Here is a 12945-nt window from a genome sequence, read left to right as displayed (position 1 = left end):
AAGATTACTATGTAGTTATAACTACAACCTTGGCAAAGCAAATTTATTTTAGGGATGATTAATGCGTTTTTTCTTATTTGTATTTTTATGGGGCTTGACTAGCGCAGCTTTTGCTACAACTGCACCTAATTCAACGCCTGTAAATTCTGCTCCTATTATAGCTAATACGCAAAATAGCCAAGATTTGATGTATCAGCAACTGTTTAGTATGCAAAGCCAGCTCGTTCGACTAGATGAAAAGTTACAGCAACAAAAATCACTCGGTAATGATTTTAAGACCTTAGAAGCCGCGCAGCAAGCACTCAAAGCTCAACTTGCTAACTTACAAACTAAACTCGAAACGCAAGAAAAGCTGCAAACTAATCAAATGAGTGGGATTGATGGGCGGATAAGTGATATTGCAAGTAATACTAATATTTGGGGATCGATATTCACTCTTTTTGGTTTGATAATCACGGTTGCAGCAGTAGGGCTCGGCTTTAACGCAAAAAACAGAGCTGTATACGAAGCCAAGCAGGCTGCTAATACAGCCTCAGAAAGTCATATGGAAAAATGGTTATTAGATAATAAAGGTAAATTAATTTCAGAGACCAAAGTTGAGCTTGAAAAGGTGAGCCTTGAGCTAAAAGAGCGAGCTGAGAAATTAGAAGCAGAGGCAAGGGCTGCGCTGGAAAAAATCAAGCAAGAGCAGCAACAAGCCTGGGACGCCCTCTTAGCAGAAAACAAAGATGTTGTTACCTCGAAAAGAAATAAAGAAGACAATACAGCTACCAAACATAATAAACCGAAAGTATATCAAACAGCTCAAGAATGGTTTAAAGCGGGTATAAATGCGTTCGCTAATAGTGAATATGATGAGGCTCTCAATGCCTGGAATAAGGTATTAGGGCTAGTTGACAGCGAACAAGAGCCGATGCTGTATGCCATTACAATGATTAACCAAGGCATTACTTATGGTCGGCAAGACAAACTTGAGAATGCACTCCGCAGCTACGCAACCTTGATTGAGCAGTTTAAAGACTCATCGAATGAAGAGCTTCAAATTGAGGTTGCTAAAGCGATGACTAACCAAGGCGTTATTTATGGTCAGCAAGGCAAACTTGATGATGCACTCAGCAGCTTCGCAACCTTGATTGAGCAGTTCAAAGGTTCATCGAGTGAAGAGATTCAAATTCAGGTGGCTAGAGCGATGTATAACCAAGGCATTGCTTATGGTCAGCAAGGCAAACCTGATGAGGAGCTCAGCAGCTACGCAACCTTAATTGAGCAGTTCAAAGGTTCATCGAATGAAGAGATTCAAATTCAAGTGGCTAAGGCAATGATTAACCAAGGCATTGCTTATGGTCAGCAAGGCAAACTTGATAATGAGATCAGAAGCTACGCAACCTTGATTGAGCAGTTCAAAGGTTCAGCGAATGAAGAGGTTCAAATTCAGGTGGCTGAAGCGATGTGTAGCCAGAGTGCTGTATATGGTCTGAACAAAGACTTCCTCACAGCTCTAAAATCGCATTCAATGTTACTTGAAGCATTTCATAACTCAGAAAACAGTGAGATTAAAAAAATCATAGCTAATTCAAAAGCCAATATTGCAGAACAAGCATTACTTTATGAAACGCCAGAGCAAGTCCTTATTCGTGTTGCAGAGGCAGAAAAATACTCAGAGAACCCACAGCTCTTAGCCGTAATGCAGTTTATTCGCTTTTTACTTGACGACAAAACGATTGAAGAGGTGTTTACTGCCTTAACCAAAATCCCAACGGAAATGGAATTAAAATGGGCCTTTAGAGAGATTAACGATTATCTAACCGATAATTTTGAAGGTATAAAGCAACAACAGATTCAAGCTGTTGTACAGTATTTTGAGCAGCATAAAGATATTGAAAAATTAAGGGTTGAATTAGGAATTAAAGGCTAGCTCAATATAAATTAAATATCGCCGTAAACAACGACCTTTAGGGCGGGCTTTAGCGTGTTAAATATCCTTGAGCTTTATCGCGGGGTTACCAGCAACAACAGTGTTCGCAGCCACATCTTTGGTTACTACCGACCCTGCGCCCACAACAGCGTTTTCGCCAATGGTAACGCCAGCTAACACAATAACTCCCGCGCCAATCCACACGTTATTACCGATAGTAATCGGTGCTGCAAAGTTTTCTTTTTGTAGCCTTTGTTTAGGCTCAATTGCATGAGATACTGCCAAAAGTTGAACGTTTGGGCCGATTAAACAATCGTCGCCAATGCTTATGGCTCCTTCATTTATTGGCGCATCCAACACAGTGCAGTTAATGTTTATAAAAGTCCGATCACCTATATGTATTTGCGAGCCATAATCACAATGAAAGCCCGCTTCAATAATTACTCCATCACCACAGTGTGAGCATAATTCTTTTATTCGCTTTAAATTACCTTTACTGGGGCTTTTATTAAATAAGCGGCAAATTTCGTGCACAGCTTTACGCTGCGCCAGATTCTCTTTACTAATACTATTAAATGGCTGCATATCAATTTTGTTTAACTTAAATAATGGTGCCTAGCTTAACCTACTTTGAGCATGATGATAATTTGAATAAAACTGCGTTTTTTTTATGCATTCACTTGCCATTTATTATGTTTCGTTTAAAATTCACTAACTTTCGAAACGAAACTTAATTGTAATCACTTATGACCAAACGAAACACTCAGCAACGCCGCCATCTGATCCTCACTCAAGTTAATGAATTAGGTGAAGTGGCTGTCGATATTTTAGCTGAACAGTTTCAAACATCAGAAGTAACTATTCGAAAAGACTTAACCGCGCTTGAAAAAAGTGGCTTATTGCTGCGCCGTTACGGCGGTGCTATTGCTCTGCCAAAAGAGATTGTTAGCGATGAGATTGATTCTAAGCGCAAAGTGGCCATTGCCAAAGCGGCAGCTGCGCTTATAAAAGATCATAATCGCATTATTATAGACAGTGGGCGCACCACTGCAGCGATGATCCCTGAGTTGGCTAGCAAGCAGGGGTTAGTTGTTATGACTAACGCGATTAAAGTGGCAACGCGTTTATTAGCACTTGAAAATGAACCAACACTTTTGATGACAGGTGGCACGTGGGATCCGCATTCAGAATCGTTTCAAGGGCAAGTAGCTGAAAATGTTCTATGCTCATATGATTTTGATCAACTATTTATTGGTGCCGATGGCATTGATGTAGCGCGTGGAACAACCACGTTTAATGAACTTGTTGGATTAAGCCAAGTGATGGCTAAAGCGGCGCGCGAAGTTATTGTGCTGGTTGAGTCAGAAAAGATTGGCCGAAAAATACCAAATTTAGAATTACCGTGGCAAACAGTAACCACATTAATAACCGACAGTGGCTTAGCAAGTGATAAACGTGCAGCCATAGAGGCGTGTGGTGTAAAACTAATTTGCGCAGAAATTATGGAATAGCAACTAAAACGTAAGTTGCTAGAATTAAAAAATTAATGGAGACACTATGTGTGGAATCGTTGGGGCTGTTGCAGAACGTCCAGTAAATAAAATCTTAGTTGAAGGCCTTAAGCGTCTTGAGTACCGCGGTTATGACTCAGCAGGTGTAGCTTTACTTGAAGGCAATACACTTAATACAGTTAAAGCAGTTGGTAAGGTTGTAAACTTAGAGTCAGCACTTGAACAAGCTGGTGTTAGCGGCCACACAGGTATTGCACACACTCGTTGGGCGACTCATGGCGGTGTAACTGAAGCCAATGCTCACCCACATGTTTCAAGCAATCAATTAGCACTTGTACATAACGGAATCATTGAAAACCACGCAAGCTTGCGTGCAGCACTTAAAGGTGACGGTTACGAGTTTTTATCAGACACCGACACTGAAGTCATGGTGCATTTAATTCATCAGTTACGTCAGCAGCACACCACTTTATTAGCGTCAGTTCAAGCAGCTGTTAAGCAGTTTGAAGGTGCATTTGGTACCGTTGTGTTCGATAAAGCGAATGATAACGAAATTATTGTAGCTCGCTCAGGTAGCCCGTTAGTTATTGGTTTAGGCCTTGGTGAAAACTTTATTGCTTCTGATCAACTTGCATTATTACCAGTGACTCGCAGCTTTATCTTCTTAGAAGAAGGTGATGTAGCGCGTATTACTCGCGACACTGTAGAAATTTTTGATGCAGATGGCAACGCGGTTGAGCGTGAAGTTGTTGAATCAAACATCACACAAGATGCATCAGGTAAAGGTGATTACCGTCACTACATGCTAAAAGAAATTTATGAGCAGCCACTTGCAGTACGTAACACCCTTGAAGGACGTTTAAACGATGACCGCGTAGCGATTGATGCTTTTGGCGATAGCGCACAGCAAATATTTAAAGACGTAAAACACGTACAAATTATTGCCTGTGGTACGTCATACCACTCAGGTATGGTTGCTCGTTACTGGCTTGAGCAATATGCAGGTGTTAGCTGTAACGTAGAAATTGCCTCTGAGTTCCGTTACCGTCAGTCATTTGTACACGAAAATAGCCTACTAGTAACTATTTCACAATCAGGCGAAACGGCTGATACTTTAGCTGCACTGCGTTTAGCTAAAGAGCAAGGCTATATGGGGTCAATGACTATTTGTAACGTACCTGGCTCATCGCTTGTGCGAGAATCAGACCTTGCCTTTATGACCAAAGCAGGCGCTGAAATTGGTGTAGCCTCTACTAAAGCATTTACTACACAGCTTGTTGGTTTGTTAATGCTTACTGCGTCTATTGCGCAAGAGAAAGGCTTAGATCAAAGCGCGATTGTTAACGCTATTAAACTGCTACCAGCTAAATTAGAAGAAACGCTACTATTGGCTGATGGCATTGCAGACCTTGCTGAAGAATTTGCTGATAAACACCATTCACTGTTTTTAGGTCGCGGGTCGCAATACCCAATCGCGATGGAAGGCGCACTTAAGCTTAAAGAGATTTCATACATTCATGCTGAAGCCTACGCAGCAGGTGAGCTTAAACACGGCCCATTAGCGCTTATTGATGCCGACATGCCAATTATTGTTGTAGCACCAAACAATGAATTGCTTGAAAAGCTTAAATCAAACGTAGAAGAAGTACGTGCTCGCGGCGGCATCATTTATGTATTCGCTGATAAAGACTCACACTTTGAGTCAGACGACACAATGCGTGTAATCAACGTAAACCACGTAGATGACGTAATTGCCCCTGTTGTATATACAATTCCACTACAGTTACTGTCGTACTATGTAGCGGTCATTAAAGGCACTGATGTTGACCAACCACGTAACCTAGCAAAATCGGTTACAGTTGAGTAAAATCAAAAGGTTATAGGTTTTTATTAATGTTAAAAAAGCGCTCAATGCGCTTTTTTTGTGCCTGAAACTCTGTTAGCTTAAGTAACTTATTATTCTCTAAGGGATTAGTTATGCGTTTATTAACCGTTATTTGTTTTTTTAGCTTTTTTGCTTTTAGTTCACAAAGTGCCTTTGCACAAGCTGGCATTAAACAGCAAAGTGCTGATGACTCTCAGTTCATGCACACTATTAAATCGGCTGTTTTAAACGAAGAACGCACAGTTGTCGTGCAATTGCCTAAAAGCTACCAAGCTCAGCCAAATAAGGTATACCCAGTTGTTTATCGCTTAGATGGAGCGGGTAATATACCGCTTGCAAGTGCTGTTATTGAGCGCTTACAAAATGATAATCGTGCGCCTGAGGTTATTATTGTCGCTATTGAAAACACTAATCGACTTAGAGATATGTATCCTACAGTGAATAAAGAGCCACAAGGGCCTGTCGGTGAAGGGGGCGGCGCGGCAAAGTTTTTAGCGTTCTTTGAACAAGAGCTCATTCCTTTAGTAAATAAGAACTATCGCACGCATGACTATAAAGTGATTGCTGGCGCATCTGCTGGTGGTGTATTTGCGCTATACGCGTTGCAGGCAAATCCCGAACTATTTCAAGCGCATATTGCGTATAGCCCTGCGGTTTGGTGGAACTATGGCGCAATGGTAAAAAGCACAAAATCGTTTATAACTAAAAACAAAGAGCTTAACAGTTACGTTTATATCAATATCGGCGAAGAAGCCGGCATAATGCGAGAAAGGTATGATGAATTACAGCAATCACTGCAATCGCATAAAGCGCGAGGGTTACGCTTTTTTAATGATGCGTTTGATGGCATCTCGCATGGCTTAACCACTGCTGCTGGCATATTTAATGCCTACTACAACTTATTTTTACCTAAACAAATGCCTATAAGTGCTTTAACTGACGATGTAGCCTCTATTGATGCTTATTACAAAACATTATCTCAACAATGGGGCGAGCTGATATCTCCACCAGACCGCGCTGTTAGATCACTCGGTTATAACCTAACGGGCAGCAAGCAGTTTACCCGTGCTATTGAGGTGTTTAAGTACAATTTAAAAAACCACCCAAAATCAGTCGATGCGCTTTCAGCTTTATCTTATGGCTATGAAATGCAGGGTGATACTCGCCAAGCACTTGAACAGATGGAGTCTGCATTAGCCATTGCAGATGACTCATATCCTTATATAAACTACTTAAAAGAAACAAAAGCTAGGTTACAGGTAGAGCTAGATAAGCGTAACTAGGGTTTTTAGTTACTGTTAAATAAAAATGACGCGCAAGCGTCTTTTTATTACCTGTAGCTAAATATTATTTAAATCACTAACCTCTACTTAATAGTTGCTAAATACGCTAAAATTACAGGCTATTTTTAGCAATGAGCCCGCACCTTTTATGACCTCAGCCGCAAATCCTAGTAATTTCAACGAACTTGGCCTTATTCCAGAGCTAATTGCTCGTTTGTCTGATCTTGAATACTCGCAACCTACGCCGATTCAGGCAAAAGCAATTCCAAGTATCTTGGCGGGGAGCGACTTAATTGCGGGGGCAAATACCGGCTCAGGTAAAACAGCAACCTTTGCTTTGCCTATGCTACAAACGCTATTTTTAGCGCAAGGTGCTAAAAAAGCAGCGAGCAAAGGCAACTTTGTAACAGGGCTTATTTTGGTACCTACTCGCGAGCTGGCAGTGCAGGTAGCCGATAGTGTTAAATCGTATTCTGCTAATTTTAATGGCGCCATTAAAACGGTGGCGGTATTTGGTGGTGTGTCGGTTAATACCCAGATGCAAGCACTTCGCGGCGGTGCTGATATCATTGTTGCAACCCCTGGGCGTTTACTCGATTTAATCTCAAGCAATGCGATTAAGCTCGATAAAGTAACAACCTTAGTGCTTGATGAAGCTGACCGCATGTTAAGCCTTGGCTTTACTGAAGAGCTTGCTGAGCTATTAGCGCTTATGCCTGCTAAAAAACAAACCATGTTGTTTTCAGCGACTTTCCCAGAGCAAGTCACACAATTAACGCAAGAGCTGTTAACCAACCCTGTTGAAATACAAGTACAAAGCAAAGACGAAAGCACTTTAGTTCAGCGCGTATTTACGGTTAATAAAGGCGAGAAAACCACGGTTTTAGCGCACTTAATTAAAGCGCATCAATGGCGCCAAGCACTTATTTTTGTCAACGCTAAAAAAGATTGTGAGCACTTAGCCAGCAAACTTGAAAAACGCGGCGTGAACGCACAAGTATTCCATGGCGATAAAGGCCAAAGCGAGCGTACTCGCGTAATTGAAAAATTTAAAGCTGGCGAAATAGAAGTACTTATTGCCACCGATATAGCAGCCCGTGGTTTAAATATTGCCAAACTGCCTGTTGTTATTAACTTTAACTTACCGCGCAGCCCCGCTGATTACATGCACCGTATTGGCCGAAGCGGCCGTGCTGGTGAAGTCGGTTTAGCGTTATCGTTAATTGATTATGAAGACTTCCATCACTTTAGAATTATCGAAAAGAAAAACAAACTTCGCTTAGAGCGCGAAGAGGTAGCAGGTTTTGCTGTAAACCAAGCCAACCTTGATGCGGCACAGGCGCTAAAAAACGACAAGCCAATGGCCAAGCCAGAAGGTACAGGTAAGAAAAAGAAGAAAAAAGCCAACCAAGAAGATGATGTATGGAGCGGCTGGAGAAAAAGATAAGCCTTAATACATATAAGTCATTAAATCCAAGTCATAAAAAACCCTGCAAATTTGCAGGGTTTTTTTATTGGTATTAGCTTGTTTAGCTATGCAGCAAATTAAAACTTAGAAGGTGCTGGTGGTATCACTAAGGGTTGTTTAGGATTTTCTTTAAGCTCCTTTAATAACTCTTGTACAGCACGCTCTATTGATGGATCTTGGCCTTTATAAATAAGCTCTGGACGATCAATTACTTTAATATCTGGTGCAACACCTTCGTTTTCTATGATCCAGTTACCTTGTGTATCTAAAATACGGAATGTAGCAGCAATTACTTGTCCGCCGTCTACAAGGCTTGGATTACCAGAAATACCAATTAAACCACCCCATGTACGGGTACCAATTAGCTTACCTAGACCAGCTTGGCGGAAGTAGTAAGGAATTGCGTCACCACCAGAACTTGAATAGCCATTTATTAGCATGGCTTTAGGACCATTGTGCGCAAACTGCGGTGTTTTAGTTGGCTCTACACCACGGCGTTTCCAATAGTTAAGCGGTTTACGCGCAAGCCAAGTGATCATATGCTCAGGAATAAAACCACCGCCATTGTAACGGTCATCAATAATCATGGCATCTTTGGTTGTTTGCGGCATGTAGTTTTTAAACATGGCGCGGTTACCCTCATAGGCTGTATTTGGCAGGTGCACATAGCCAATACGTCCACTTGATAGCTTATCAACGTAGGCTGCACGCGAATTAACCCAGTCTAAATAACGTAGGCCTTGCTCACTTGCTATCGGTTTTACAGTTATTTGCCATGCACCTTTGTTACGCGGCTTGTTGTTTAGCACTAGCTCTACTTGCTCACCTTGGGTGTTTTCAAGTAGTTCGTAAAAGTTAGCAACGTCTTTTACCGAGCGGCCATTTACCGCAATAATGTAATCGCCGTTATGTGCTTTTACCCCTGTGGTGCCAAGCGGTGAACGGAAATCGTCATGCCAGTTTTCACCTTTAAAGATTTGTTCTATTCTTACATAACCAGATGGGTCGCTTGCAAGCTTAGCGCCTAATAAACCATGGTTTTTACGCTCTGCTTTTGGCATATCACCCGACTGCACATAAATATGGCCAGAGTTAATTTCACCGGCAATTTCGCTAAGAACATAATCAAGGTCGCTACGATGGCTAATGGCATCAGCCATAGGTTGGTACTTTGCTAAAATAGCATTCCAATCTTGACCGTGGTGGTTTTCATCGTAGAACCAGTCACGCAGTGTACGCCAACCCTCAACATACATTTGTTGCCACTCTGCTTGCGGATTAATTTTAAGCGTCATTTTGCTTAAATCGAGCTTATTTGCGTCTAGGTCTTGTTTTGGCTTAGGTTCAATTAAGCTGTAACCGCCATCTGTATGTACAAGTAGGTGTTCGCTATTGCTTGAAATAGTGTAATTACTAACGCCTTTGGCGACTGTTTCTAGCTCACTGTTGTGATCGGTGCCTATTAGCTGTAAACCGCCATTAGCAAGCGTCAGTACGCCGTCTTTTACTGCGGTTAAGCCACGGTAATCGCCCGCTGGGGCATTAAGAGCGGTAACACGCTGCATAAAGTCGCTGCTTTGCAGTGCATTTTTAACTTTTTTGTCGTCTTCTTTTTCATCTTCTTTATCTTGGACAATCGTGGCTTCGTCACTTTGTAAGGCAATAAGCGGTTTAACACTATCGTTTACTGCAGCTGCATAAATACGGGTTGCACGATTAAACATGTAATCAAACTCGTAGCTACTAAATGCCAGGTTAAAGTCGCGCTCTGAGCTAAAGTAAAGGTATTGACCATCAGGCGAAAAAGTAGGGTTTTGCTCATTACTCATTTCGTCTGTTAGGCGCGTCACCTTTTCTTTTTTAAGGTTGTAGTGCCACAGTGAGGCATAACGGTTTTCGTTATTTTTAACATACACAATGTCTTGGCTATTAGGCGACCACGTATACTGAGTAATGCCGTCTTCGTCGTAAATGCCGGTATCAATTTTGTGTTGCTTGCCCGATTTTGCATCTAACCACCAAAGTGTGTTGTTTTTATCTGCAAACAATAGCTTAGCGCTATCGGGTGACCAAATAGGCGTAAAGCGCCAAATGGTACCATTGCTAGTAAGTTGCTTAATGGCATTGTTTTTACTGCGATCTTTTAAGTAAATTTCGTACTCGCCGCTTTCATCGCTCATGTAAGCAATGTAACGCCCATTTGGTGACCAGCTTGCATCTATTTCGCGGCTTTTCTCTGTGTAAGATAAGTTGCGTGTAGGCCCCTGTTTAATTGGTACACTAAACAGCTCACCACGGGCAGTAAATACAGCACGTTTACCATCGTGAGAGAGCGACATAGAATCAATAAAATCGCTAACATTTTTGCTATACGGCATTGCGTATTGGCGCACGCCTGCAATGTTAATGCTTAGCTTAGCGCTTTTTTGTGTTTTTGCGTCAAAGCGATATAAATAACCGCCGTTTTCATAAACAATCGCATTTGGGCCAGCTGAAGGCCAAAGTACGTCAAAGTTTTTATAGTTGGTAAGTTTTTTTGGTTCGCTGCCTTTGCGGTACTGATAAAGGTTTAGCGTGTAATCACGGTCAGACACAAAGTAAATATCGTCACCAACCCAAGTTGGTTGCTGGTCGGTTGCACGGTTTGTAGTTAGTTGTTCTGATGTGTTTTTTTCTAAATCATAAATCCATACATCTTGCGCACGACCACCACGAGTACGTTTCCACGTACGAAATTCTCGATCAATTGGCGTATAAACATATTTGCTGCCATCTGGAGATAGCATGCCGCCACCAGTTTCTGGAATCGCTAATGGCTGTTCAAGTCCGCCATCTGCAGGAATCATGTAAGGGCGACCCATACGTTTCCCCCATGGTGTGCGGTTAGCTCTAAATACCACATTTTTACCGTCGGCGGTCCAATCTAAAACGCGGTAATCAAAACCTCCACGCGGTGGCATTGGGCCAACGTCATTATAATAAGTAAGTTGCTTTAGGTTTGAACCGTCACTGTTGATCACATAAATTTGTCGGCTACCGTTATACTCGGCTGAAAATGCAATGCGCTTACCGTCAGGGGAAAACTTAGGAAATGTTTCAAAGCCAATATGGTCGGTTAAGCGTTTGCTTTCGCCTGTTTGCGTATTCGCAATATAAATATCGCCACTGTAGACAAAAGTAACGGTTTGGTTATGGATATCTGGAAAGCGGAGTAAACGAGTGTCTTTAGTCTCATAGGCCGATACACCCGGCGCGATTGCTGCAGCCAAGGCAAGAGCCAATGTTGTTAGTTTTTTCATGGAATTACATCCTATATTAATAGCTATCCCATCATAACAATAAGGTGCAAAATAGCGATGCACTTACGATAAAAGGTCTGTTACAAAATGTGAATAAAAAAGGTTGGCATTAAAATGCCAACCTTCAAGGGAGTACTCTTTTTAAAACGTAAAATTAATGTACGTGGTCGTGCTCTTCCTCTTGTGCAATACCTAACCAAGTGATCGCGGCTGGTGGGAATGTAAGTTCTAGTTCACCTTCAATTTCTAAGTCTTCTAGGTGTACTTGTACAACGTGTTGGGCTATTGGGTCGGCTACGTAAGCAAACTGACCATTTTGCGCTACTGTCATACTAAACTTCATGCCTTCAGGCATAGTTGTTACATCTTCTTGTGTAATATCAACTTGACCTGCTAGCTCCCAGTGTATGTGATCGTCGTGCGCATGCGCCTCAAGCACGTTTAAAAAACCAAGGCTGTCTAAAACTAAAAAGTGCTCACCGTTGGCAGAAAAAGAGTAAGAAACAGCGCTTGCGCCATCAGCTAGTTGCCATTCAAATTCTTCCATTTCAGCTTTCGCAGGATTTATACTCACAATCACAGCAGGGCCGCCGCCGTGACCAGATGCAACACCAATAAAGGTTTCGCTGCCCTCATGGCCGTATATACTACCAATGCGTAAGCCACCTACTGCAGCAATATTTATTACTTTTTCAGCGTGATATTCGTCATCATGCTGGTGGGCTAATAGCACACCGTCACTACAGCCGAACGCTACGTAATCATGGTTTTGTGCTGCGCCGTGCAAATCAGGGCATGTTAACTCTAACGTTTGTTCAAGTTCGTATTCGCCATCATGAAAATGATAAACACCCACTTGGTCAGGCAGGATTTTAGCGTTTGATGTACTTTGAGCATCATCGCGGCGAATGGTCGCTAATAAATGCTCTCCACGAGGCTCAGCGACGCCGTGCATATTAATGTCGTAACTAATACCAGGTAAGGTCGCTGTTGCGCTTGTTATGTCGTTATCTGTTAATACTTCAACAGACGCAATTGTGCCTGATGCTGCATCACCATCATAAAATACCGCTAATTTACCATCGTGCTTTACCAAGTGAGTAGGGCGACTGCCGCTAGTTAGCTCATAACTGCTAAACTCAGGGCTTTGTTCGTAATCATGCAGGTGTGCGCCGTGATCTTCACGCCATAAGCCACCGTCTATAAAGCCGAGGTAATCTTGAGCGCGGCTAGCAATCACGGCATAACGAAAGTCAGGCGACGACGATAGCGTGTTTGAATCATTAGTAAGAGTGAATGTATCAAGAAGCTCATTGTCGTCTAAGTCGAAAAAGTTCGCTTCGTTGCTATCGCCAGCAAGTATCGCAAGCCTACCTAATGAATCAATAGTGTATTCATCACCGTGGTCGCCACCATCGCCATGATCGTGGCCGTCATCAGGTACTTCTATTGGGTCTTTTTCGACAATGTTTGTTTCTGCATCACCACAAGCGGTGATTAATGTGCTGCTTATTGCCAGTGCAATTAATTTTAATTTGAATAGTTTAGTCATGTTAATTTCCTTTATTTATAATTTTTTAGCGC

8 protein-coding genes are annotated in these 12945 nt (G+C 42.1%); 5 read left to right on the top strand and 3 right to left on the bottom strand.

The window, feature by feature from the left end; all coding sequences use genetic code 11:
- Positions 1 to 61: 61 nt before the first annotated feature.
- Entirely contained in the window at positions 62 to 1915 is a 1854-nt protein-coding gene (locus PUND_RS14920) for a tetratricopeptide repeat protein (protein WP_010392166.1), read from the top strand.
- Between the two features lie 57 nt (positions 1916 to 1972).
- Here the strand turns inward: PUND_RS14920 and PUND_RS14915 are convergent, their stop codons facing one another.
- Positions 1973 to 2500 (bottom strand): sugar O-acetyltransferase, encoded by a 528-nt coding sequence (locus PUND_RS14915; protein WP_010392169.1) that lies wholly within the window; start codon positions 2498 to 2500, stop codon positions 1973 to 1975.
- A 161-nt stretch (positions 2501 to 2661) separates the two neighbouring features.
- Between PUND_RS14915 and PUND_RS14910 the strand changes: the two genes are divergently transcribed.
- From PUND_RS14910 to PUND_RS14895, 4 genes are all read left to right on the top strand, one after another.
- The gene (locus tag PUND_RS14910) at positions 2662 to 3426 is read left to right on the top strand and encodes a DeoR/GlpR family DNA-binding transcription regulator (protein WP_010392171.1); all 765 of its coding nucleotides are present in this window, start codon (positions 2662 to 2664) and stop codon (positions 3424 to 3426) included.
- Positions 3427 to 3472: 46 nt separating this feature from the next.
- Positions 3473 to 5293 (top strand): glutamine--fructose-6-phosphate transaminase (isomerizing), encoded by a 1821-nt coding sequence (gene glmS, locus PUND_RS14905; protein ID WP_010392174.1) that lies wholly within the window; start codon positions 3473 to 3475, stop codon positions 5291 to 5293.
- Positions 5294 to 5403: 110 nt separating this feature from the next.
- The gene (locus tag PUND_RS14900; RefSeq protein ID WP_010392176.1) at positions 5404 to 6594 is read left to right on the top strand and encodes an alpha/beta hydrolase-fold protein; all 1191 of its coding nucleotides are present in this window, start codon (positions 5404 to 5406) and stop codon (positions 6592 to 6594) included.
- Positions 6595 to 6742: 148 nt separating this feature from the next.
- Complete coding sequence (locus PUND_RS14895; RefSeq protein WP_010392177.1) at positions 6743 to 8041, top strand: DEAD/DEAH box helicase; 1299 nt, start codon at positions 6743 to 6745, stop codon at positions 8039 to 8041.
- 98 nt (positions 8042 to 8139) lie between these two features.
- Here PUND_RS14895 and PUND_RS14890 read toward each other — a convergent pair whose 3' ends face one another.
- Together PUND_RS14890 and PUND_RS14885 are read right to left on the bottom strand one after the other, a co-directional pair.
- Positions 8140 to 11361, bottom strand: a complete 3222-nt coding sequence (locus PUND_RS14890; RefSeq protein WP_010392180.1) for a S41 family peptidase — start codon at positions 11359 to 11361, stop codon at positions 8140 to 8142.
- 154 nt (positions 11362 to 11515) lie between these two features.
- Positions 11516 to 12913: a hypothetical protein gene (locus tag PUND_RS14885; RefSeq protein ID WP_010392182.1), complete on the bottom strand. Its 1398-nt coding sequence runs from the start codon at positions 12911 to 12913 to the stop codon at positions 11516 to 11518.
- Between the last annotated feature and the right edge of the window lie 32 nt (positions 12914 to 12945).

Origin of the sequence: Pseudoalteromonas undina (assembly GCF_000238275.3) — a bacterium.
GTDB classification, from domain to species: Bacteria; Pseudomonadota; Gammaproteobacteria; order Enterobacterales; family Alteromonadaceae; genus Pseudoalteromonas; species Pseudoalteromonas undina.
Note: the sequence above shows the minus strand (reverse complement) of the source record. Positions and strands in the feature narration are given on the sequence as shown.